Source organism: Geodermatophilus maliterrae, from assembly GCF_041018925.1.
Classification (GTDB): domain Bacteria; phylum Actinomycetota; class Actinomycetes; order Mycobacteriales; family Geodermatophilaceae; genus Geodermatophilus; species Geodermatophilus maliterrae.
Genome location: NZ_JBFNXQ010000005.1, coordinates 93,067 through 115,470, shown reverse-complemented (window position 1 = coordinate 115,470; position 22,404 = coordinate 93,067). Strand labels below are relative to the sequence as shown.

The 22,404-nt window shown below is 73.4% G+C and carries 25 protein-coding genes; 15 read left to right on the top strand and 10 right to left on the bottom strand.

From position 1 onward, the window contains the following. Positions 1–52: 52 nt before the first annotated feature. Positions 53–622, bottom strand: coding sequence for a hypothetical protein (locus ABQ292_RS03260; RefSeq protein WP_369203160.1), 570 nt, complete (start codon positions 620–622; stop codon positions 53–55). A 13-nt stretch (positions 623–635) separates the two neighbouring features. Beyond that, positions 636–863, bottom strand: a complete 228-nt coding sequence (locus ABQ292_RS03255) for a hypothetical protein (RefSeq protein ID WP_369203158.1) — start codon at positions 861–863, stop codon at positions 636–638. Between the two features lie 83 nt (positions 864–946). Between ABQ292_RS03255 and ABQ292_RS03250 the strand changes: the two genes are divergently transcribed. From ABQ292_RS03250 to ABQ292_RS03240, 3 genes are all read left to right on the top strand, one after another. Further along, positions 947–1,549, top strand: coding sequence for a TetR/AcrR family transcriptional regulator (locus tag ABQ292_RS03250; protein ID WP_369203156.1), 603 nt, complete (start codon positions 947–949; stop codon positions 1,547–1,549). Between the two features lie 98 nt (positions 1,550–1,647). Then, the gene (locus ABQ292_RS03245; RefSeq protein WP_369203154.1) at positions 1,648–1,893 is read left to right on the top strand and encodes a hypothetical protein; all 246 of its coding nucleotides are present in this window, start codon (positions 1,648–1,650) and stop codon (positions 1,891–1,893) included. 118 nt (positions 1,894–2,011) lie between these two features. Then, entirely contained in the window at positions 2,012–2,419 is a 408-nt protein-coding gene (locus tag ABQ292_RS03240; RefSeq protein ID WP_369203152.1) for a four-helix bundle copper-binding protein, read from the top strand. A gap of 57 nt (positions 2,420–2,476) precedes the next feature. On the opposite strand, the gene ABQ292_RS03235 is transcribed toward ABQ292_RS03240, so the two are convergent. From ABQ292_RS03235 to ABQ292_RS03215, 5 genes are all read right to left on the bottom strand, one after another. Continuing rightward, positions 2,477–2,758: a hypothetical protein gene (locus ABQ292_RS03235; protein ID WP_369203150.1), complete on the bottom strand. Its 282-nt coding sequence runs from the start codon at positions 2,756–2,758 to the stop codon at positions 2,477–2,479. Positions 2,759–2,816: 58 nt separating this feature from the next. Beyond that, positions 2,817–3,479: a F510_1955 family glycosylhydrolase gene (locus tag ABQ292_RS03230; protein WP_369203167.1), complete on the bottom strand. Its 663-nt coding sequence runs from the start codon at positions 3,477–3,479 to the stop codon at positions 2,817–2,819. Then, positions 3,425–3,715 (bottom strand): hypothetical protein, encoded by a 291-nt coding sequence (locus ABQ292_RS03225; protein ID WP_369203148.1) that lies wholly within the window; start codon positions 3,713–3,715, stop codon positions 3,425–3,427. The genes ABQ292_RS03230 and ABQ292_RS03225 overlap by 55 nt, the downstream gene beginning before the upstream one ends. An 89-nt stretch (positions 3,716–3,804) precedes the next feature. Next, positions 3,805–4,449 carry a DUF305 domain-containing protein gene (locus tag ABQ292_RS03220; protein ID WP_369203146.1) on the bottom strand — a complete coding sequence of 215 codons (645 nt, stop codon included), beginning with the start codon at positions 4,447–4,449 and terminating at the stop codon, positions 3,805–3,807. Between the two features lie 92 nt (positions 4,450–4,541). Next, on the bottom strand, positions 4,542–5,009 hold the full coding sequence (locus tag ABQ292_RS03215; RefSeq protein WP_369203144.1) for a hypothetical protein: 468 nt from the start codon (positions 5,007–5,009) through the stop codon (positions 4,542–4,544). A 217-nt stretch (positions 5,010–5,226) separates the two neighbouring features. Here ABQ292_RS03215 and ABQ292_RS03210 point away from each other — a divergent pair, with 217 nt between their 5' ends. From ABQ292_RS03210 to ABQ292_RS03175, 8 genes are all read left to right on the top strand, one after another. Next, the gene (locus ABQ292_RS03210) at positions 5,227–5,436 is read left to right on the top strand and encodes a heavy-metal-associated domain-containing protein (RefSeq protein WP_369203142.1); all 210 of its coding nucleotides are present in this window, start codon (positions 5,227–5,229) and stop codon (positions 5,434–5,436) included. A 98-nt stretch (positions 5,437–5,534) separates the two neighbouring features. Further along, positions 5,535–5,816 carry a metal-sensitive transcriptional regulator gene (locus ABQ292_RS03205; RefSeq protein ID WP_093578989.1) on the top strand — a complete coding sequence of 94 codons (282 nt, stop codon included), beginning with the start codon at positions 5,535–5,537 and terminating at the stop codon, positions 5,814–5,816. Positions 5,817–5,879: 63 nt separating this feature from the next. Beyond that, positions 5,880–6,872 carry a DUF8832 domain-containing protein gene (locus ABQ292_RS03200; RefSeq protein WP_369203140.1) on the top strand — a complete coding sequence of 331 codons (993 nt, stop codon included), beginning with the start codon at positions 5,880–5,882 and terminating at the stop codon, positions 6,870–6,872. A gap of 45 nt (positions 6,873–6,917) precedes the next feature. Then, positions 6,918–9,278, top strand: coding sequence for a heavy metal translocating P-type ATPase (locus tag ABQ292_RS03195; protein WP_369203138.1), 2,361 nt, complete (start codon positions 6,918–6,920; stop codon positions 9,276–9,278). A 76-nt stretch (positions 9,279–9,354) separates the two neighbouring features. Beyond that, positions 9,355–11,799: a heavy metal translocating P-type ATPase gene (locus ABQ292_RS03190; RefSeq protein ID WP_369203136.1), complete on the top strand. Its 2,445-nt coding sequence runs from the start codon at positions 9,355–9,357 to the stop codon at positions 11,797–11,799. Positions 11,800–13,021: 1,222 nt separating this feature from the next. Further along, positions 13,022–13,762, top strand: coding sequence for a ComF family protein (locus tag ABQ292_RS03185; protein WP_369203134.1), 741 nt, complete (start codon positions 13,022–13,024; stop codon positions 13,760–13,762). An 80-nt stretch (positions 13,763–13,842) separates the two neighbouring features. After that, complete coding sequence (locus ABQ292_RS03180; protein WP_369203132.1) at positions 13,843–14,553, top strand: histidine phosphatase family protein; 711 nt, start codon at positions 13,843–13,845, stop codon at positions 14,551–14,553. A 173-nt stretch (positions 14,554–14,726) separates the two neighbouring features. After that, a complete protein-coding gene (locus tag ABQ292_RS03175; protein ID WP_369203165.1) occupies positions 14,727–15,605 on the top strand; it encodes a glycerophosphodiester phosphodiesterase in 879 nt (292 codons plus the stop codon). Between the two features lie 10 nt (positions 15,606–15,615). Here ABQ292_RS03175 and ABQ292_RS03170 read toward each other — a convergent pair whose 3' ends face one another. Both ABQ292_RS03170 and ABQ292_RS03165 read right to left on the bottom strand, forming a co-directional pair. Further along, positions 15,616–16,599 (bottom strand): Gfo/Idh/MocA family protein, encoded by a 984-nt coding sequence (locus ABQ292_RS03170; RefSeq protein WP_369203130.1) that lies wholly within the window; start codon positions 16,597–16,599, stop codon positions 15,616–15,618. After that, positions 16,596–17,738, bottom strand: coding sequence for a glycosyltransferase family 4 protein (locus ABQ292_RS03165; protein ID WP_369203128.1), 1,143 nt, complete (start codon positions 17,736–17,738; stop codon positions 16,596–16,598). The genes ABQ292_RS03170 and ABQ292_RS03165 overlap by 4 nt, the downstream gene beginning before the upstream one ends. Positions 17,739–18,428: 690 nt before the next feature. Between ABQ292_RS03165 and ABQ292_RS03160 the strand changes: the two genes are divergently transcribed. The 4 genes from ABQ292_RS03160 to ABQ292_RS03145 all read left to right on the top strand — a co-directional run bounded on the left by ABQ292_RS03160 (position 18,429) and on the right by ABQ292_RS03145 (position 21,673). After that, positions 18,429–19,322, top strand: coding sequence for a LysR family transcriptional regulator (locus ABQ292_RS03160; protein ID WP_369203126.1), 894 nt, complete (start codon positions 18,429–18,431; stop codon positions 19,320–19,322). A gap of 71 nt (positions 19,323–19,393) precedes the next feature. Continuing rightward, entirely contained in the window at positions 19,394–20,314 is a 921-nt protein-coding gene (locus ABQ292_RS03155) for an isocitrate/isopropylmalate family dehydrogenase (protein ID WP_369203124.1), read from the top strand. Continuing rightward, entirely contained in the window at positions 20,289–20,510 is a 222-nt protein-coding gene (locus tag ABQ292_RS03150; protein ID WP_369203122.1) for a hypothetical protein, read from the top strand. The genes ABQ292_RS03155 and ABQ292_RS03150 overlap by 26 nt, the downstream gene beginning before the upstream one ends. After that, the gene (locus tag ABQ292_RS03145; protein WP_369203120.1) at positions 20,507–21,673 is read left to right on the top strand and encodes a mandelate racemase/muconate lactonizing enzyme family protein; all 1,167 of its coding nucleotides are present in this window, start codon (positions 20,507–20,509) and stop codon (positions 21,671–21,673) included. The genes ABQ292_RS03150 and ABQ292_RS03145 overlap by 4 nt, the downstream gene beginning before the upstream one ends. Here ABQ292_RS03145 and ABQ292_RS03140 read toward each other — a convergent pair. After that, positions 21,643–22,107, bottom strand: a complete 465-nt coding sequence (locus ABQ292_RS03140; protein WP_369203118.1) for a hypothetical protein — start codon at positions 22,105–22,107, stop codon at positions 21,643–21,645. The two genes, ABQ292_RS03145 and ABQ292_RS03140, sit on opposite strands and share 31 nt — an antisense overlap. Between the last annotated feature and the right edge of the window lie 297 nt (positions 22,108–22,404).

The window sequence follows — 22,404 nt, the reverse complement described above, 5'->3', positions numbered from 1 at the left end:
CCACCAGCACTGAACCCGACGGGGTCCCGGCCGACGTCGGCCGGGACCCCGTTCATGCGACCTCCTCGTTCGCCGGCGCGGACGGCCCGGATGCCGCTCGTGACGCCGACGGTTGGCGCGGAGCTCGCCGCTGCGCCTGCTGCCTGCGCCAGCCGTAGCGCGTCAGGCCCCGGGGCTTGTAGATCGAGACCACCGTGACGACGAGCAGGACGATCAGGCTCCCGACAGAGTGCGGCAGCGTGCCCGGCAGCCCGCGCGGGTCGGCGTCGGAGCCGGCGGCCTCGGCCAGCGACCTGATCGTGGGCGTCTCCGCCAGCAGAACCGCGCTGGCCACGAGGGTGAGCAGCAGCTTCAGCACGACCCAGTAGTGCTGGAACAGGCCCCACGACGTGCCCAGCGCGTTGATCACGCCGATGACCACCGACGTGACGGCCACCGGAACGATGGCGTAGACGACGGTCAGCTCCATCGCGACGTACGCGGCGCGGACCACCTCGGCGTCCGCGCTGGTCGACGCCGTGACGTCGAGCGCGAGGTAGGCGAGGACGGCGCCCAGCCAACCGACCGACGTCACCACGTGCGCGGTGAGGACGGCCCTGCGCAACCCCGGCGCCGTGCTCATCGGGCGCGGGCGTTCATCGCGTCCAGGCCATCGGTGGCGCCAAGACGGCCACGGCGACGGACGGCGCGCCCAGGCCGGACAGGTGCCGGCCGGGCCCGTGCTCCCCGCCCACGCCGGTGAGCCGCAGGGCGACGAAGAGCACGACCAGCACGCCGACGACGATCAACGTCATCCGCACCCAGCGCGGCATGCGCGGCGGGGTCTCACTCTCGGCGTCGGTGCGGCGACCGGGCTCGGTCATCGGAGGTCTCCTGTTCCTACAGCGCCATAGCTTTCCGCCCTTATCGAGACATTCTGTCTAGCGCAGTACATGGTGTCACGGGAGTGTCGGGCCGTACGCTTACCAGCGTGCCCCGACTGTGGACGGAGACCATCGAGACGCATCGCCAGACGGTGCACGACGCGATCCTGGATGCCGCCTGGTCGCTGGTGGCCGAGCACGGCCTGCTGTCGGTGACGATGTCGCAGATCGCGGAGGCGGCCGGAATCGGCCGCGCGACGCTGTACAAGTACTTCCCCGACGTCGAGGCGGTCCTGCTGGCGTGCCACCAGCGCCACGTCACGCAGCACCTGGCCCAGCTGGCCGAGCTCCGCGACGGGCCCGGCGACGCCGACGCCCGGCTCGAGGCCGTGCTCACGACCTACGCGTTCATCTCTCACCACCGCGGACGCCACGGAACCGGGGAGCTGGGGGCGCTGCTTCATCGAGGTGAGCACGTCGCGCGCGCGGAGCAACAGCTACTCGACCTTCTCGGTGGCCTGCTCGCAGAGGCGGCGGCCACCGGCGGGCTCCGGACCGACGTCGTTCCTGGCGAGCTCGCGGTGTACTGCCTGCACGCCTTGACCGCCGCCGCCGCCCTGCCGTCCGAGGCCGCTGTCCACCGGCTCGTCTCGGTCACCCTGTCGGGGCTGTATCCCCGGTCCTGACCGGGCGCCAGTGTCCGGCTCCCTTCGCGCCCGGGGCCGCGGCTGGACCTCGCCAGCCTGTTCGCACTGCTGCTGTCCCGTCCGCTGGGGCTGTGGGCGTGGCTGATCGCGCGCACCGAGACGAAGACGTTGTCGGCCGCCGATGTCCGGCGGGCGTCGGCCGGGTCGTGCCCGTCAGCCTGGCGACCGAGGCCGTGGTCGGCGTCGTGCGTGGGGTGCTGTTCGCCGCTGGCTACGTGCTCAGCGCGCTGTCCGCGGTTGGCGACATGCGGTCGGAGGTTGCGATGCGCCGGATCGTCACGGTGATCCTGGCCGGGTTCCGGCTGCCGGGTGGAGCCCGGTGATGACGGTGGGTGCAGCTGGGGTGAGCTGGGGCCGGCTGGGTAGACCAATCGCCAGCTGCCCGGGGCGTCGCCGGCGGCGGCCCGTTGCCGCGCCGCCGGGTAGGCATCGGAGGATGCGATGACCGTCGCCGCGCAGATGCTCGACACCTACCCGAAGGACCTCGGCGGGATCGACAAGGCCAAGCTGACCGCCTGCATCGAGGCGTGCTTCGAGTGCGCGCAGGCCTGCACCGCGTGCGCCGATGCGTGCCTCAGCGAGGACATGGTCGCCGAGCTGACCAAGTGCATCCGCAGCAACGCCGACTGCGCCGACGTCTGCGACGCCACCGGTCGGGTGCTGTCACGGCACACCGGCTACGACGCCAACCTCACCCGCGCGGTGCTCGAGGCGTGCGCTGCGGCGTGCAAGGCCTGCGGGGACGAGTGCGCTCAGCACGCCGAGATGCACGAGCACTGCCGGATCTGCGCCGACGCGTGCCGCCGGTGCGAAGCCGCCTGCCGCGAGTTGATCGGCTCCCTCGGCTGACCGCGGACGCCACGGTCGGCCGCCCCCGAGGTCCACCGTGGCGTCCCGGGTGTCCGCTCACGGTGGCTGGGGAAGGATGCGGTCGTCCGGATCGTGCGGGTCGACGGCTACTGCGCTGTGGGTCACCGTTGCGCCCGGCTCCACTCCCGCCTCCTCCAGCCGCCAGATGAGTGCCCCGACCTGCCGCTGCAGCTGTTGCCAGTCCTCATCCGGGTGGGTGCTCCCACCATCGAGATGGCGGTGCTCCCCGAACGCGTGCAGGTAGGCCTTCAACGCTGCCCGGAGCGTCATCAGGTCGCGTCCCGACAGTTCCACGGAGTGGGTCGCATCGAGGTCCACCTCCCGACCGTAGGGACGCAGTCCACCTTGCAACTCCCCGCCACCGCGCGGTGAGGGGTCAGCCGCTGAAGGCTTCGGTGAACGTGCGGCCGCCGTCGACCGACTCCAGGACGACGTCGACGGTGACCGCGGCGATCCGCAGCCCGTCGCCGGTCGCGGCTGCGGCCACCGCCTGCGGCGGGGAGCCGAGCTGCGTCCCGGGCTGCCAGGTGTCGGCGGCGTCGACCGACGTCCACAGGGTGCCAGCCGGGTCGACGCCGACCGCCGTGGTCCTGTCGGCCCAGGTGACGACCTGCAGCAGCGGTGCATCGGCGTCGAGAACCCAGGTAGCGCCATCGTCGGTCGAGCGCAGCAGGCCCTGCTCGGTGGTCGCCAGCACCTGGCCGCCATCGGGGGCGGCGGCGAGCGTGTGCGGCTCGGCCGGAATGGCCAGCGGCGCCCAGGTCTGTCCGTCGGGACTGGCGACCAGCGTGCCGTCGTAGCCGAGGACGCCCGTGTCGCTGACGGTGAGGGCGTGGAAGTCCGACTGGCCCTGCCGGGACAGCGGCGTCCAGGTGTGCCCGCCGTCGGTGGTCTCGATCAACCCGACCGGCTGGGGTAGGTCGACGTGCAGGCCGGGATGGCCCGAGGCCAGGTAGTGGCCGGGGCCGGCGACGGTGAACCCCATCAGGTCGAGCACCGGTCCGACCGTGGTGAGCCCCTGCTCTCCGACGGTGAGCAGGCGTGGTGGGTCGGCAGCCGCAAGCCGCCGTCGCCGGGGTCGAACGCGGCGCCGTGCACATGGGTCAGCTCCAGCGCCGCCGCGGCGGAAGTCGACGGACCGGCCGCCGGTGCTGGACCGGCGCTCGAGCAGCCGGCGAGTGCGGCGGCCAGGACGGCGGCGATCAGGACGCGGATCGCAGGGGCGCCGGCTGCGGGGCTGTAGGGCGTGAGGCGGATGGAGCGGGGCGGGAACATGCAGGCCTCCGAGGCTGCGCGAAATGGGGGGCGGGGCAGCGGCCGCGACGGGGCGGGGTAGGTCGGCTCCCGCCCCGCCGGGGTCCGGTTCAGCCGCCGAACTCCGCCAGCAGCTGCTCCATCTCGGCGATCTCGGCCGTCTGGGTGTCGCGGATGTCCTCGGCCATCGCGAGTGCGTCGCGGTTCCGCCCGTCGGCCAGTTCCGCCTCGGCCATCGCCGTTGCGCCGCGGTGGTGCTCGACCATCATCTGCAGGAACATCCGGTCGAACTCGGCGCCGGAGGCGTTGGCCAGGGACTCCATGTCCTCGCTGGACATCATCCCGCCCATGTCGCCGTGTTCCATGCTGCCGTGGTCCATCCCGCTGGAGCTGCTGGTCTCGACGCCCCAGTCCTCCAGCCAGCCGGTCAGGGTCTCGATCTCCGGTCCCTGCGCGTCCTCGATGCGGGCGGCGAGGTCCTGCACCCGGGGGTCGGCGGCCCGCTCGCCGGCCAGCTGCGCCATCTCCACGGCCTGCTGGTGATGGGGCAGCATGCCCTGGGCGAAGGCGACGTCGGCGTCGCTGAACTCCGCCGAGGCATCGGCGGACGCCCCGGCCGAGGAGCTGGCTGAGGCGCTGTCGGACATACCGGACATGCCCTCGTGGGCGGAGTCGCTCGAGCAGCCGGCGAGGACGAGCGCGCCGGCGAGCAGAGCGCCGGTCAGGCCGGTGACGCGTGCGGTGGTGCGGTTCATGAGGGTGTTCTCCTGCGGTCGTTGCTGGATGGAGGCGTGCGCGGACCGCCGCCGCGGCAGCTGTGCTGGGGCGGGACGGTCGAGCGGTCGGCCTAGATCCGCAGGACGCAGAGTGAAGACAGCTCCGGCGGCCGCAGCGGCGTGGGCCAGCGAGCGCCTCGCAGTTCCGGCAGGGCCGTGAGGAGCGATGCCAGCCCGACCAGCCGGGGTGCGAGGACGGCGAGCAGGACGGCCAGGCCGGCGGCGAGCACCGCCAGGCAGACCATCCACAGATGACCGGGCAGGCCGTGCCAGTGCCCGGGTGTGCTGTCGGCGGTGGTGGCGGCTGTCGCCGCGGTGTGTGCGGCCGGCGCAGCCATCGCCGGGCTCTCGGCGGCGTGGGCGGTGGGGTCGGTCCGGTGGGCGTCGGTGGCCGTGAGCGCCACCGACACGGTGGGGGAGCCCTGGCCGTGGACGGCGTTCGTGGGGTGGCCGGCTGCCGGGCTGCACTGCAACCCGTGCCCGAGGAAGACCGAGGCCAGCAGCAGCACCGCCGCCCAGCCGTGCACCACCGTCCTCACGCGCTCGAGGCTACGACGACGACATCGCAGTGACGCGCGCCGCGACGACGAGGCGACGAGGGCAGGACGTGACCCTGGCCGGCCGCCTTCGGCCTCGGCGTAGCGGTGCAGGCGTGCGCGAGACGAGCGCCACAGCCCCTTGCGGGATGTACCCCATGGGGGTACATCTTGTACCGCATACCGCTAGGGGGTACTAACCCTCGAGAGGAGGACCACCGTGAGCACCACCGACTACGCCGTCCGGGGGATGACCTGCGGCCACTGCGCCAGCGCGGTGACCGAGGAGGTCTCGAAGATCCCCGGTGTCACCGGGGTGCAGGTCGACGTGTCTGCCGGCCGGGTGACCGTCGAGGCCGACCAGCCGGTGCCCGCCGACGCGGTCGCCGCGGCGGTCGACGAGGCCGGCTACGAGGTCGTACCGGCCTGACCCGGTCCGGAGCGGGGCGCCGGCTGCCCGACGGACCCGGCGCTCCGCTCCACTTCCCGCTTCCCCACCGCACCTGCTGACTGCACGAGGAGACCGACATGGCCAGCTACACCCACGCGAAGGACGAGCACCTCAAGCGGCTGCGCCGCATCGAGGGCCAGATCCGCGGGTTGCAGCGCATGGTCGAGGACGACAAGTACTGCATCGACATCCTCACCCAGGTGTCGGCGGCGACCCGCGCGCTGCAGTCGTTCTCCCTCGGCCTGCTCGACGAGCACTTGGCCGGCTGCGTGGTCGACGCCGCGCAGAAGGGCGGCCCCGAAGCCGAGGAGAAGGTCCGCGAGGCCTCCGAGGCGATCGCCCGCCTCGTCCGCTCCTGACTGCCCGCCGGCCCGGCCCGGCTTCTCCCGGCTCTCCGGACGCCACTTGCAGGAAGGACCACGATGAACACCCCCACCCGGCTCGGCGCCTACGCGCTCGGCCTGGTCGCCGTCTTCGGCGCCGCCGCCGGCATCGGCTCGGTGGCCGGCCCCGTCGGCGCGGCCGCCGACGACACCGCCACCCACGACACCGCCTCCTCCACCGGGTCGCACACGCAGTCCCCGATGGACACCAGTGCACCGCAGGCATCCGCCGTCGACCACGTGCCCGGCGGCCTGCAGATCTCGGAGGGTGGCTACACCCTCGACGTGGCCGGCCAGCTCCCGGCCGGAGAGGCCACCCCGGTGTCCTTCCGGATCCTCGGTCCCGACGGGCGCCCGGTGACCGCCTACGACACCGCCCACGACGAGGACCTGCACCTGATCGCCGTGCGCCGGGACCTGACCGGGTACCAGCACGTGCACCCCGACCTGGCCGCCGACGGCACCTGGTCGATCCCGCTGGAGCTGACCGCCGGCACCTGGCGGCTGTTCGCCGACTTCGACCCCGCCGGCGAGGACGCCGCGCTCGTCCTGGGCGCCGACGTCGCCGTCGCCGGCGACCTCGTCCCGCAGCCGCTGCCCGAGCCGTCGACCACGGCCGAGGTCGACGGGTACACCGTGACCCTCGACGGGCAGCTGACCCCCGGCGCCGAGTCCGAGCTGACCCTGTCGGTCAGCCGGGACGGCCGGCCGGTCACCGACCTGCAGCCCTACCTGGCCGCCTACGGGCACCTGGTCGCCCTCCGCGACGGCGACCTGGCCTACCTGCACGTGCACCCGGCCGGCGAGCCCGGCGACGGCACCACCGCGCCCGGCCCGGACATCACCTTCTCCGCCACCGCCCCCTCGGCGGGGGACTACCGGCTGTTCCTGGACTTCCAGCACGGCGACGTCGTCCGCACCGCCGAGTTCACCGTCCGCGCTGGTGATCCCGTCACGGCACCGACCGGCGGCGGGACCCCGGCCACCGGCGACGGGGGTGGGCACGGCGACGACGGCCACGCCCACGGCTGACGCCCACTCCCTCACCACCGCGAGCGCGCTCCGAGGAGGAAGACGATGAGCTCCGCGACACAGAACACGACCCCCTCGGCCCGGGCCGGCGACGACCACGTCGAGCTGGCGATCGGCGGGATGACCTGCGCCTCCTGCGCGGCGCGCATCGAGAAGAAGCTCAACCGGCTCGACGGCGTCACCGCCACGGTCAACTACGCCACCGAGAAGGCGAGGGTCACCGTCACCGGCGACGTCACGCCCGCCGACCTCATCGCGACGGTGGAGAGGACCGGCTACACCGCCCACCTGCCCGAACCCCCGAAGGCCCAGACCGACGGCGGGCAGCCGGACGCCTCGGAGGGCGACGACCACGTCCGCACCCTGCGGCAGCGGCTGCTCATCTCGGCCGTCCTCACCGTCCCGGTGGTGACGACGGCGATGATCCCCGCGCTGCAGTTCACCTACTGGCAGTGGCTCTCGCTCACCCTCGCCGCGCCGGTGGTGGTGTGGGGGGCGTGGCCGTTCCACAAGGCAGCCTGGACCAACCTCCGCCACGGCGCGGCCACGATGGACACGCTCATCTCGATGGGCACCCTCGCCGCGCTGGCCTGGTCGGTGTACGCGCTCTTCTGGGGCACCGCCGGCGAGCCCGGCATGACCCACCCGTTCGAGCTGACCATCGCCCGCACCGACGGATCGGGGAACATCTACCTCGAGGTCGCCGCCGGGGTCACCACGTTCATCCTCGCCGGGCGCTACTTCGAGGCCCGCTCCAAGCGTCGCGCCGGCGCCGCTCTGCGTGCGCTGCTCGAGCTGGGCGCGAAGGAGGTCTCGGCCCTGCGCGGCGGGCGTGAGCAGCGGATCCCCGTCGACCAGCTGGCCGTGGGTGACCTGTTCGTCGTCCGCCCCGGCGAGAAGATCGGCACCGACGGCGTGATCACCGAGGGCTCCTCGGCGGTCGACGCCTCCATGCTCACCGGCGAGTCCGTGCCGGTCGAGGTCGGACCCGGCGACGCCCTCATCGGCGCCACCGTCAACGCCGGCGGCCGGCTCGTCGTCCGCGCCACCCGCATCGGCGCCGACACCCAGCTCGCCCAGACGGCCCGGCTGGTCGAGGACGCCCAGAACGGCAAGGCGCAGGTGCAGCGCCTCGCCGACCGCGTCTCGGGCGTCTTCGTCCCGATCGTCATCGCGCTCGCCGTCGGCACCCTCGGCTTCTGGCTCGGCACCGGCGGCGGACTGGCCGCCGCCTTCACCGCCGCGGTCGCCGTCCTGATCATCGCCTGCCCCTGCGCGCTGGGCCTGGCCACACCGACCGCACTCATGGTCGGCACCGGCCGCGGCGCCCAGCTCGGCATCCTCATCAAGGGCCCTGAGGTGCTGGAGAACACCCGCCGCGTGGACACCGTCGTCCTGGACAAGACCGGCACCGTCACCACCGGCCGGATGACCCTGCTCGACGTCGTCGCCGCTCCTGGCGAGGACCGCGCCCAGGTGCTGCGGCTGGCCGGTGCCCTGGAGGACGCCTCCGAGCACCCGATCGCCCGGGCCATCGCGACCGGCGCCGCCGAGGCCGTCGGCGACCTGCCGGCCGTGGAGGACTTCACCAACGTCGAGGGCCTCGGCGTACAGGGCATCGTCGACGGGCACGCGGTGCTCGTCGGACGCCCCCGGCTGCTGGCCGAGTGGTCCCAGCTCCTCGGCCCGGAACTGGAGCAGGCGAAGACCGCGGCCGAGGTCGAGGGCAGGACGGCCGTGGCCGTCGCCTGGGACGGCGCCGCCCGCGGCGTCCTCGTGGTCGCCGACGTCATCAAGGACACCTCCGCGGAGGCCATCCGCCAGTTCCGTGAGCTGGGCCTGACGCCGGTGCTGCTGACCGGTGACAACGCCACCGTCGCCCGGTCCGTCGCGGCTCAGGTGGGCATCGACGAGGTCATCGCCGAGGTGCTGCCCGCCGACAAGGTCGACGTCGTCCGCCGGCTGCAGGAGCAGGGCAAGGTCGTGGCGATGGTGGGCGACGGCGTCAACGACGCCGCCGCACTCGCCCAGGCCGACCTCGGCCTGGCGATGGGCACCGGCACCGACGTGGCCATCGAGGCCAGCGACCTCACGCTGGTCCGCGGCGACCTGCGCGCCGCTTCCGACGCCATCCGGCTGTCCCGCAGGACCCTGAGCACCATCAAGGGCAACCTGCTCTGGGCCTTCGCCTACAACGTCGCCGCACTCCCGCTGGCCGCCGCCGGGCTGCTCAACCCCATGCTCGCCGGCGCGGCGATGGCGTTCTCCTCGGTGTTCGTCGTCACCAACAGCCTGCGGCTGCGCCGCTTCCGCACCGCCAACGGTGCGGCCCCGGCCGGCGTGCGCCCGGAAGCGGCAGCCGACGCCACCAGTGACGCACCACGGGAGACCACCGCGGCACGCTGAGCGGCCGCACCCACAACCCACTCACCGACAGACCCGCGCGCCCACAGGCCCGCGGTGGACCGGGAGAGGAGAGGTCATGGCAGGAGACCAGACGACAACCGTGCTGGAGGTCGCCGGCGTGCACTGGGCGTCGGAGAAGGCGACCGTCGAGCGCGTGCTCGGCCGGCGCCCCGGCGTCCTGGGCGTCGAGGCCAACCCCGTGGGCCAGACCGCCACGGTCACCTACGACCCCACACGTACCTCGGTGGCCGACCTCACCGCGTGGATCCGCGACTGCGGCTACCACTGCGCCGGGCAGTCGGTACCCCGGCACGTGTGCGACCCCGCCGCAGAGCCGCACGCGCATGACCACCACGCCGGCCACCGGCCGACCGCGGACGCCGGGAGAGGCGACCACGGACAGGCTCCTCACGCCGGTCACGAGACGGGTCACGGCGGACACGGCGGGATGACGCCCCAGGACGCGATGGGCCACGGCGGCCACCACGCCGGCATGTCGATGGACGACATGGCCAGGGACATGCGCAACCGCTTCGTCGTCGCGGCGCTGCTGTCGGTACCGATCCTGCTGTGGTCGCCGATCGGCCGGGAGGTGCTCGGCTTCACCGCGCCGGCGCCGTTCGGCCTGCGCGACGACGTCTTCTCGCTCCTCCTGTCGCTGCCGGTGGTCTTCTGGTCAGCCTGGATCTTCTTCGACGGCGCCTGGCGGGCACTGCGCGCGAAGACGCTGGACATGATGGTGCTGGTCGCCGTCGCGGTCGGCGCGGGCTGGCTGTACAGCCTGGTCATCACGCTGACCGGGGGCGGGGAGGTCTTCTACGAGGCCGCCACGGTGCTCACCGCCTTCGTGCTGCTCGGCCACTGGTTCGAGATGCGCGCCCGCGGCGGCGCCAACGACGCCATCCGCACGCTGCTGGAACTGGCACCGCCGCGTGCCGTCGTGCTCCGCGACGGGCAGCCGGTGGAGGTGCCCACCGCCGAGGTCGTCGTCGGGGACCTGCTGCTCGTACGGCCGGGCGCGAAGATCCCGGTCGACGGGGTGGTCGAGGACGGCCACTCCGAGGTCGACGAGTCGATGGTCACCGGCGAGAGCCTGCCGGTGCACAAGGCGCCCGGCGACGCGGTCATCGGCGCCTCGGTCAACACCACCGGCACCCTGCGCGTCCGGGCGACGAAGGTCGGCGCCGACACCGCGTTGGCGCAGATCGTGCAGATGGTGCAGGAGGCGCAGAACTCGAAGGCCCCGGGCCAGCGGCTGGCCGACCGGGCGGCGTTCTGGCTGGTGCTCGTCGCGCTGATCGGTGGCGGCCTCACCCTCGCGGTCTGGCTGCTGGCCGGCGCCGCCCTCTCCATGGCCATGCTCTTCGCGATCACCGTCGTCGTGATCACCTGCCCGGACGCCCTGGGCCTGGCCACCCCGACGGCGATCATGGTCGGCACCGGTCTCGGCGCCCGGCGCGGCGTGCTGTTCAAGAACGCCACCGCGCTGGAGACCGCCGCCCGGATCGACACCGTGGTGATGGACAAGACCGGCACCCTGACGAAGGGGGAGCCCGAGGTCACCGACGTCGTCGTCGACGGGATGGCCGCCGAGGACGTCCTGGCGCTGGCCGCGGCGGTGGAGCGGGAGTCCGAGCACCCGCTGGCCGCCGCCGTCGCCGCGCACGCCGACGCCCTCGGCGTGCCGGCGCTGGCCGCCGGCGGCTTCCACAACGTCCCCGGCCGGGGCGCATCCGCCGAGGTCGCCGGCCACCGGGTGCTGGTGGGCAACGCCAAGCTCATGGCCGACGAGGGCGTCGACCTCGGCACGCTCGGCGCCCGCCGGGACGAGCTGGCCGGCAGCGGCCGCACCGCCGTCCTCGTCGCCGTCGACGGCCGTGCGGCCGGGGTGATCGCCCTGGCCGACGCCCCGCGGGAGACCTCGGCCGCCGCGGTGGCCGCGCTGCACGAGGCCGGTGTGGAGGTCGTCATGCTCAGCGGCGACAACGAGGCCACCGCCCGGCGGATCGCCGGCCAGCTGGGCATCGACACCGTGATCGCCGACGTCCTGCCCGGCGACAAGGCCGCCATGATCACCCAGCTGCAGCGGGCCGGCAAGCGGGTCGCGATGGTCGGTGACGGGGTGAACGACGCACCTGCCCTGGCGCAGGCCGACCTCGGCATCGCGATCGGTGCCGGCACCGACGTGGCCATCGAGACCGCCGACGTGGTCCTCATGCGCTCCGACCCGCTCGACGTCCCCACCGCGCTCACCATCGGCCGCGGCACGCTGCGCAAGATGCGGCAGAACCTCGGCTGGGCGATCGGCTACAACGCCATCGCCCTGCCGATCGCCGCCGGCGTGTTCGAACCGGCGTTCGGCCTGGTACTGCGGCCGGAGATCGCCGCCCTGTCGATGTCCGGGTCCAGCTTCCTCGTCGCGGTCAACGCCCTCCTGCTCAAGCGGCTCCGGTTGCCCGCCCCGGAGGCGCCTGCGGCGACCGCTGCCGCGGCGACCGCGCCGGAGCCGGTGTCCCGCTGACCGCGGCCGCGGCTGCAGTGCACCGTCGGTAGCGGATCCTGCCTGCTCACCGCCGAGTCCGGGTCCCGTCCTCGGCCAGCGAGGAGATCCGGGCCCGGCGGTGGCCGCACTCCCACGACCTGGGCGGGGTCGCTTCCGGGCAGGCTCGAGGAGCTCGCGGACCCGGATGTCGACTTGCGGATGATCCGACGCACGGTGCGTCAGCCCGGGGAAGCGGCGTCCCGGCCCGTACTGCCTGGACGACGTCGGCGATGGCGCGCACGGAGGTGCGACGCCGCGCTCCTCGTCCAGCAGGACGGGGTGCGTGGTGTCGGCGTGCCGGTGGCTGCTGTTGGTCGACAGCCCGGTCATGCGCTCCTGCGCGGACGACCAGGCCGGATCTGCCTCGTGCCCGGTGGCTCGATCCCGGTGCGCGGAGTGCCGGCCGGTGTCTCGGTGCGGCTGACCTTCTCGGGGTCAGCGGCGGACGCGGATGCGGTCGGGCGGCACGCTGGTGAGGTGCCGGCCCGCGGCCGTAGTCGTGCTCCCGGACCCAGGTGACTGCCGCACGCCGCCAAAGCCGTCGTCGCACAGTCGCCAGGCGCTCTGCTCACCGAGCCACCACTGGCCGTCGTTGTGGACCTACACATGGCGGGGTGGGTCGAAGCGGCGCTCGTCGAGCAGTCGGATGGAGACGGTCACCGCAGCGAGATGGCCGCTCAGCGGGCGGCGCCACGCACGGCAACCCACGGGAGTGACGCCGGTGATCACTGTGTTCCTGGGTGGGGAGCCGGGGGAGAGCATGGCGTGTGGCCCTCCATGAGGCGTCGACCGCGCCGCCGTTCGAGCAGCTGGCGCGGGCGACGGCCGGCCTGCGCGCCTAGCTGCGCCACGCGGTGCTCGACGCCAAGGGGGCTGGTGTGCTGCCTGATTGGTCGACCCTGCAGATCATCGGGGCCGACCGCGGATCCGGACGGGCGCCGGGTGTGGTCCCACTACACGGCCACCATCCGCACCGACGCCTCGACTGCGACGCGGAATGGCACCGGACAGCCCAGCGGCGAGCCGGTGCGCCGCTGGGAGCCCGGCCGACCCGGCGAGCGCCGCACATCGCCGCGAACGAGCCCGGGCGGCTGTGCGGGCGGCGGTCGGCGCACTCCAGGAGAGGCGCGCTTGCTCGGGACTCAGTGCCCTAGAGTCCGCCTGCCCGACTGCCTGCTCCCGGCCATCTGCAGAGGTGACGATGCCCATCGACCTGGAGGCGCTCGAGCCGGCGCCCGCGGGTCTCGACGCCTGCGCCTCGTGTGCCTACCGGGTGGCGGGGACCCCGGCGGTGTGCTTCGCGTGCACTGTCGCCGGCGGTGCGGCACCCGACAGGCCGGCCTGCGTGGTCTGCGGTCAGGTCGTCGATGACCACGGCTCGTGTCCCAACACGGTGTGCGGTGTCGACGACCGCTACTTCTCCCGCCTGTACACCGTGTCGGACAGGGCGGAGGAGATGTGGCGCGCCGTCTACCGGTTCAAGTACGGGGAGGAGCGCGACCTGGCCGAGGTGCTGGGGCGCATCCTCGTCGGCTTCCTCGAGGACAACCGGGAGGAGCTGGCCGGCTACGACCTGATCACGACCGGCGCCATCTACGTCGGTCCGCGGGCGCACCGGCTGTGGGACTACCTGCAGGTGATCGTCGAAGAGGCCCGGCGTCACGGGCCGGGGTGGCCGTTCGCCCCGGGCCTGATCGCGAAGTCGGGTCCCACCGGGCGGTTCCTCGGCATCAGCCCGGCGGAGCGCCGGAGGATCGCCGAGGGCGAGTTGCGATCCGCGCTGTCGGTTCCGGAGCCCGAGCGGGTCGTGGGACGGCGGATCCTGGTCTTCGACGACGTGTACTCGGAGGGATTCTCCCTGCGGGAGATGGCACGGGTGCTGCTGGAAGCCGGCGCCGCCGAGGTGGCCGGTGTGGTGTTCGCCCGCCGCAAGGGCGGCTGAAGGGCCCGGCCGCGGCAGTGCACCGCGCGGTGGGACACGCTGTCCCGGCGGAGCCGCGGGGGCTCCCGGGGGAGGTCCGGGTGGCGACGGAGTTGTACCTGGTGCGGCACGGCGAGGCCGTGGCGAACGTCGAGCCGGTGATCGGCGGGATGCACGGCGACGCGGGCCTCACTGCGCGAGGGCGCGAGCAGGCCCGCCTGCTACAGGAGCGACTGCTGGACCGGCCGGTGCACGCCGACCGGCTGGTCTCCAGCACCCTGCCGCGGGCGCTGGAGACCGCCGAGTACGTCGCGCGGGCGCTGGGACTGCCCGTGCAGCACGACGACGGGCTGCACGAGTTGCGTCCCGGGGAGGCAGACGGGCTGACGGTGGAGCAGTGGCGGACGCGGTACCGCGTCGGTGAGGAGCCGCCGGCGACGCGGGACCCCTACCGGGAGTTCTCCCCGGGCGGCGAGAGCTGGGCGACGTTCCTGGCCCGAGCGGGCGGCGCGCTGTCCCGGCTGGTCGCCCGGCACCGGGACGAGACGGTGGTGGCGGTGTGTCACGCGGGGGTCGTGGAGGCGTCGTTCGCGCTGGCGTTCGGCCTGGGCGCGAGCGGCAACCGGGTGGACTGCGCGCCGCGGAACACCAGCCTCACCCACTGGCGGCACCGGCCCTCCTCCGCCGGTGAGCCGGAGTGGACGCTGGTCTCGTTCAACGACGCCGAGCACCTGGCAGGCAGCGACCTCGCCGCGACGCCGCCGCACGACGCCGTGCCGCTCCCCGGCGAGGACCCGGCCGCGCAGACGTGAGCAGCCGCCCGCCGCGTGCGGCGCGTCCGGTCGGCCATCTGCTGTGATCGAGCGCGCGCTGTGATGGCCGGGGCGGGGGAGCGTCCCTAAACTGGTGTTCGTCGCTGGCGCGGGCCGTCGTGCACCGGCGGTGCCGCAGCGCCGGGGGGCTGAGCAGAGACCGTGGCCGGGTGATGGCAGTGCACGGCTCCCCGTGGGGCGGCGTCGAGGTCGTGGCCCATCGTGGGGCCTCCGCGGACGAACCGGAACACACCTTGGCGGCCTACCGGCACGCCGTCCGGCTCGGTGCGGACGCCGTGGAGTGCGACGTGCGGATGACTCGCGACGGCGAACTGGTGTGCGTTCACGACCGGCGCGTCGACCGCACCTCGACCGGCCGCGGCGTGATCTCGGCTCTGGACCTGGCCGAGCTGGAGAGGTTCGACTTCGGACGCGCTGCGGCGGCGTCCCGGCGGCGGCGGATCCGGCATGTCGCGGAGGAGTCCGACGAGGAGCCGTCGGTGGAGGACCCGGGGCGCCTGCTGACGCTGGAGCGGCTGCTGGAGTACGTGACGAGTACGCCCAGCGGTGTCCGGTTGGCCATCGAGACCAAGCACCCCACCCGGCACTCGATCCGGGTGGAGTCCGCGCTCGTGGCCGCGCTGCGCCGGTTCGGTCTGCTCGGCGGTGACCGGCCCGTCGAGTGGGCGGGCCGCCCGGCGGTGCGGGTCATGAGCTTCTCGCCGGCGGCGCTGCGCCGGGTGCGCGCCCTCGCCCGCGGCGTGCCCACCGTCCAGTTGGTGGGGCCGATGACGCCGTGGACGCGCTTCACCGGGCTGCCGCCGGCGAACACCGCGGTTGGACCCTCCGTGGGCCTGCTCCGCCGGGTGCCGTCCTACGTCGGCGCGGCGCACAGGGCAGGTGCGGAGGTCCACGTCTGGACGGTGAACCGGCCGCAGGACGTGGAGTTCGTGCTGTCGCTCGGGGTCGACGCGGTGATCACGGACCATCCGGGCACGCTCCTGGCTCGGCTGGGTCGTGGCCACCCCGGCCCTCGTGAGGAGTCCGGGTGACCGCGGTGGGTCAGGCCCGCCCGTCCGTGGGGCGCACCGGCGTCCCCTCCCAGGCGGAGCGGTCCGCGGCGCAGGCCAGGGCGTGCGAGCGCAGCGCCTCGGAGTACGGGACGCGGGTCCGCGGCGCCCGGCCGAGCAGGACGTCGACGAACTCGCGGTCCTCGGCGGCGATCGGGTCCTGCTCGGACCGCAGCACCTCCACGCCGTCCGCCGTCCCCACGTGCAGCTCGTGGTCGGTCAGGCCGCGCTCGGACACCTCGATCACGAGACCGTCCGCGACGACGTGCAGCGCGACCCGGTGCCGCCCGCCCAGGACGCGCGCCGAGGAGATGCTCCCGACCGCGCCGGAGACGAACCGCAGGAGCGACGACGAAGCCGTGGGCACGTCCTCCACGCCGTCGGGGGCGGCCCGCTCGGCCGCGGTCACCGTCTCGACCTCCCCGGCGAGGTGGCGGGCCAGGTCGAAGATGTGCGTCGTCTGCTCGACCACCTGCCCGCCGGAGTACTCCCGCCGGGGCCACCACGGCACGCGCGGTGTCCTGTCCCACCAGTAGCCGGTCACCAGCTGGGCGGGCGTCCCGGCGAGCAGCTCGCGCGCCCGCTCGACGACGTCGAGGTGCCGCCAGTGGTAGCCGACGGCGGTGGTCAGCCCGCTGCCGGCCAGCCGGTCGGCGATCCCCTGCGCCGTCGGCAGGTCCAGCGCCAGGGGCTTCTCCACGAAGAACGGCAGCCCGCGGGCGATCACGGCCGCCTCCAGGGCGCCGTGCGCGAACGGCGGCACGCACAGCCAGACCGCGTCGAGCTCTTCGGTCTCCAGCAGGGTCAGGCCGTCGTCGTAGGAGCGGGCGTCGTAGGAGCTCGCGACCTGCTCCGCGCGCTCGGGCTGCGTGTCGGCGACCGCCACGATCTCGACGTCGGTCATCCCGGAGAGCGCGCGGAGGTGCTGCCCGGCGATGAACCCGGTGCCCACGCAGGCCACCCGCAGCCGCGTCACGACCGGCTCCCGGTCAGCGCCGGCCGCAGCGCCGCCTCGAGCAGTTCCTCGTAGACCACCGCCGTCTCCCGCGCCATCCGGTCCCGGGTGAAACCGGCCAGGTACCGGCACCGCCCGGCGGCGCCCTGCCGGCGGCGCAGCCCCGGGTCGGCGAGCAGCCGCGCCAGCGCGGCGGCGAGCTCGGCCGGGCGTCCGAACCGCACGAGCGCTCCGGTCACGCCGTCCACGACCATCTCCTCACTGCCGACCACACGGGTGGCCACCACCGGCAGCCCGGCCTCCATCGCCTCCAGCGCGGCCAGGGACATCCCCTCGTACCTCGACGGCAGGACGAACACGTCGGCTGCGGCCAGCAGCAGCCGGGCGTCGGGACGGTGCCCGGCGAACCGCACGGCGGAGGCCACACCGAGTGCACCCGCCTGCTCGACGAGCGCCTCCCGCAGCGGCCCGTCGCCGAGCAGGACGACCGCCAGCCGCGGGAAGCGGGCGACCAGATCCGGCACCGCGTCGACCAGCTGCCATTGGGCCTTCATGTGGGTGAGCCTGCCCACGGTCAGCACCACCGGCTGCTCGGCGTCCAGCCCCAGGGCGCGCCGTGCCTCCGCCCGCGGCATCCGCCGGGCCAGCGGGGCGATCCCGTTCGCCACCGTGGTGAAGAGCTCAGCGGGCACCCCGATCCGCTCGTACGTCCGGCGCAGCCCGGCGGAGACCGCGACGAGCCGGTCCACCGGCGCGATCGCGGAGAAGTAGGCCTGCCGCCTGCGCGGGGAGGAGAGCGCGTAGGGCAGGTGCTGGGTCTGCACCACCACCGGGCACCCGGCGCTCCGGCCCAGCCGGACCCCGTCCCAGTTCTCACTGCCGGTCCCGACGTGGCAGTGGAAGACGTCGGCCGGGTGCGCCGCGAGGAACCCGGTGACCCGGGGCCCGAACCGCGGGTCGCGCGGAGACGGCAGCGACAGCGTCCTCGCGCCCAGTTCCTCGGCCCGGTCCAGCAGCCACTGCGTCCTGGGGACCGCGCGCGCCATCACCGACACATCCACCGTGCCGGCGAACGCGGCGACGAGGTCGAGCATGTGCGCCCCCATGCCCGAGGGGTCCATCGAGGGCGTGTAGAAGCAGATGGAACGAGGTTCGGCCATCCACGCCTCCATGACGTACCGCTGGAGGCGTGGAAACTATCGGCTGACCTCGTCGGACGCATGCCGGAGCGCCGACGGACCGCTCCCTCCGACTCCGCCGCCGCCCGGGTCGTGGACCGCGATCCCGGTGGCCACGGTCGCCGGACCGGACGCTGACGCGTGTCGTGCAGGCCTGCCCGGTCCGCGGTGAGCGGCGACCGCGCGAAGCCACGAGTGCCCGATCGTCCACCGATCGATTCGACGTCCACCACGTCGTCGTGGGGCCTCGCTCCTGTCGGCGGACTGCAGTTCAGGATCGTCGTCCACGGCGACGCGCTGCAGTCGTGTCAACGGACCGGCGCCCGTTGAGGTCATGCCTCAACCGTGCCACAGGCACCGGTCGAAGGTGACGTCTCACCCGGTGGTCAGCGGTCAACAGGGGTCGGCACCACTGACAAGACGTTGCGGAAGTAGGTCCTCACTCTCTGGTCGGGGCACTCCGGGGAGTCGGGGTCAGCGAAGGAGGGCACAGTCTCGGAGCCTCCTCGAGGCCAGGCATCGGACACGGTGCCCCCCTCGGGGACTGGGCGCGCCGACGACGCTTTGTGCCGCCCGTTACATCGGAAGCCAGTGAGACCGCCCAGGCGCGTATCGGTCGAGGATCAGGTCGCTGGCAAGGTGATGGGCGTCCCCTGTCAGCGGAGGTGGACCGTGGACACCCGGCAGCTGCGGTACTTCCTCGCCGTGGTCGACGCCGGCAGCGTGCACCGGGCGGCCGAGCAGCTCTACGTCGCCCAGCCCTCGGTCTCCCAGGCGCTGCGGGTGCTGGAGCGGGACCTGGGCAGCCAGCTGTTCCACCGCACCGGACGGCGTCTGGTGCTCACCGCTGCCGGACGGGCACTGATCGGTCCTGCCCGCGAGGTGATGCGCGGACTGGACCTGGGCCGGGCGACCGTGGAGGCCGTCGAGGGCCTGCTGGGCGGTGAGTTGATCATCGCGACGATGCCCTCGCAGTCGGTCAGCCCGCTCACCGGCATGATCGCCGCCTTCGCTGGCCGCCATCCGTTGGTGCAGCTCACCGTCCGCGGAGCGAGCACGCCCACCGACGTGCAGGAGATGCTCGCCACCGGCGCCGCCGAACTCGGGCTGGTGGCCACCGCTCCCTCCGCGCCGGCGTCGCCGGAGCTGAAGGTCCTGCACCTGGAGACCCAGCGCTTCGCCCTCCTGGCGAAGGACGCGGCGGCACTGCCGGCCGGGGACCCCGTGCGCCCGGCCGATCTCGCCGGCCGCGCGCTCATCGTCGGCCAGCAGGGGACCGGGATGCGCCGGGTGGCTGACACGGTGCGCCTGCAGGCCTCCGACATCCGGTTCGCGGTCGAGGTGGAGCACCGGGAGGCGGTGTTGCCGCTTGTGTTGACAGGGGTCGGGATCGCCATCGTCCCTGACTCGTGGCAGGCACTCGCCCGGTCGGCCGGTGCAGCCGTCCGCGCGCTGGACTGCCCCGACGTCCTGCAGGTGTCGCTGGTGTACCGGTCAGGCCGGCTCAGCCCGGCCGCCGCGGCCTTCCTCGAGCTGACGCAGGCGCTCGGCGACCCGTCCGGCTGATAGGCGCAGCCTGTCGAGGAGCGAAGATCCATGTCTTGGACCTGTGAAGCGGAGCCCGGTCCACTGGACCCATGACGCGCTACCGCATCGCCCTCATCCCCGGTGATGGCATCGGCGCCGAGGTGTTGCCGCCCGCTGAGGCGCTGCTCGACGCCGTCGGCCGCCGCCACGGCATCGAGTTCGCCTACGACTCCTGCGACTGGTCCTGCGAGCGGTACCTGGCCGAAGGCGCGATGGTGCCCGACGACGGCCTGGACCGGATCCGCCACCACGACGCGGTGCTGTTGGGTGCGGTCGGCTGGCCTGGCGTGCCCGACCACGTGTCCCCGTGGGGGCTGCTCATCCCGATCCGGCGCACCTTCCAGCAGTACGTCAACCTGCGCCCGGTCAAAGCGCTCGCCGGCGTACCCAGCCCGCTGCGCTCTGCCGGCGCGGGGGGCGTCGACCTCGTCGTGGTTCGGGGGAACGTCGAGGGCGAGTACTCCGAGATCGGCGGCCGGCTGGGCCGCGGCACCGCCGACGAACTGGCGGTGCAGGAGGCGGTCATCACCCGCAAGGGCGTCACCCGCGTCGTCGAGTACGCCTACGCGGTGGCCGGCAGCATCGGCGTCGCGCCGGCGGCCGACCTCGACCCCGAGCGCGAGTTCCCGTCGATGTTCGAGCCGGTCCACGGCTCGGCTCCCGACATCGCCGGGCGGGGCGAGGCCGACCCGCTGGGCGCCATCTGGTCGGCGGCCATGATGCTCGACCACCTGGGACACCCCGACGCCAGCGCCGAGCTGCTCGCCGCCGCCTTCGGCGCGCTGGCCGACGGCGTCAGCGCCGCCGACCTCGGCGGAACGGCGGACACCGCCGGCTACACGCGCGCGGTCCCGACCGGGTGGGCACCCCGGCCGGCGTGGGCGCATGAGCGGCGGAGCCGGACGTTCGGGCACTGGTCGCCACCGCCGACCGGGGCTGCAGCAGGTGTTCGCCCCGGCCGACATGGATGACGCCCACCCCAGCCGGAACCTCATCCTCTCGCGTCGTCTCGCTGAGGAGGCCGGTGCGCTCATCGGCCACCAGATGCTCGTCGAGACCTTGCGCGACCGCGAGGCTCACGAGTTGCAGGAGACGGTGGAGTGCCTCGCCGCCGAGCGGCCTACCGCAGCGCTCAGATCTCATCCCCGAACGGAGGACATGCAGTGAGGATCCAGTCAGTGCACGAAGGGGTCGTCCCCATCAGCTCCTCGATCCGCAACGCCTGGATCGACTTCAGCTCGATGGACTGCTCGATCGTGGCGATCGTCAGCGACGTGGTGCGCGACGGGAAGCCGGTGGTCGGCTACGGCTTCAACTCCAACGGCCGCTACAGCGCCGGGGAGATCCTCCGTCGGCGGATCCTGCCGCGTCTCACGGCGGCCGAACCGGACGCTCTGCTGGACGAGGCCGGGGAACTGGACCCCACCAGGGCCTGGTCGATCATGATGAACAACGAGAAGCCCGGTGGGCACGGTGAGCGTTCCGTCGCCGTCGGCGTCGTCGACATGGCTCTGTTCGACCTGGCCGCGAAGATCGCCGGCCAGCCGTTGTACCGGTACCTGTCGGACCGGTACGGCGACGGGCAGCCCGACGACAAGGTGTTCGTGTACGCCGCCGGTGGCTACTACGCCCCCGGCAAGGGTCTGAGCGACCTGCAGGACGAGATGCGCGCGTTCCTCGACCAGGGCTACCGCGTCGTGAAGATGAAGATCGGCGGCGCGGACCTGTCGGAGGACCTCAAGCGCATCGAGGCCGTCCTGGACGTCCTCGACGGCGACGGCTCCCGGCTGGCAGTCGACGTCAACGGCCGCTTCGACCTGGACAGCGCGCTGCGGTACGGCCGCGCGATCGAGCCCTACGGCCTCTTCTGGTACGAGGAGGTCGGCGACCCGCTGGACTACCGACTGAACGCGGTGTTGTCCGAGCACTACAGCGGCCCCATCGCGACCGGCGAGAACCTGTTCTCCGTCCAGGACGCACGCAACCTCATCCGCTACGGCGGCATGCGCCCGGACCGGGACTACCTGCAGTTCGACCCCGCCCTCAGCTACGGGCTCACCGAGTACCTGCGCACCCAGCAGATGCTCGCCCAGCACGGCTGGTCCTCCCGCCGGTGCATCCCGCACGGCGGCCACCAGTTCTCCCTGCACATCGCCGCCGCCCTCAAGCTCGGCGGTAACGAGTCCTATCCCGGGGAGTTCCAGCCCACCGGCGGCTTCGCCGACGATGCCGTGGTCCGCGACAGCCGAGTCGGACTCACCGAGATCCCGGGCATCGGCTTCGAGGGCAAGCAGGCCTTCTACGACGTGTTGCGCAGGCTCCACGAGTGACCGAGCCCTGTCCGCGGGTGCTGCCGCGCGTCGCCAGGTGGGGGCGAGGCGCCCGCGGACAGAGCAGCGTGCTCCGCGGCGAAGTCCCCCGCCGGGAGGGTCGCCGCGCTCGTGCCGCACCGTGCCTGCCGGTCGGATGACGTGGGGCCTGCGCGTTCCGGGTCACCACATCGTCGCTGGCTGCACCCCGGCGCGGTGACCCGCTCTTGGCGGACCGGTCTCGTCGTCGGGCAGCACTGCATCACCGCCTCGATCGTCCCGTCGAACTCCTCGGCCGCGAGGCCGAACATCTCCAGGAGTTGCTCGTCCCAGGAGAGCACTCCGGTCGTCAGGTCCCAGTCGAAGGTCCCGATGCCCGCAACGGAGATCGCGAGGTCGAGCAGGGCGGTCCGGGCTTCGTCCCCGTGCCGCAGATCCTGCTCGGCGTCGTCCACGGCCGACGTCCCCCTACTCGGTTCCACGCGCGGTGCCTCGCGCGCCTGCATTCTCGCCGACGCGTCCTGTCGGTGGTCACACGGCTTACGACGTAGAGCGCGAGTCGTGGATCGCGCTCAGCGCAGACGGGCGAGGAGACGTACATCGGTGAGGGAGCAGTCGGCGTCTTCGCCGTCGCCCCTCCCGAGGGAACCTGCTGGTCTTCCTCTCTCGCCTGCGGGCACCCGCGGCGGGCTGAGCCGGGTCCCGCGGACGGCGGCTCGACCCCAGTACGCCTGGCCCTCGACCTCCGAGCG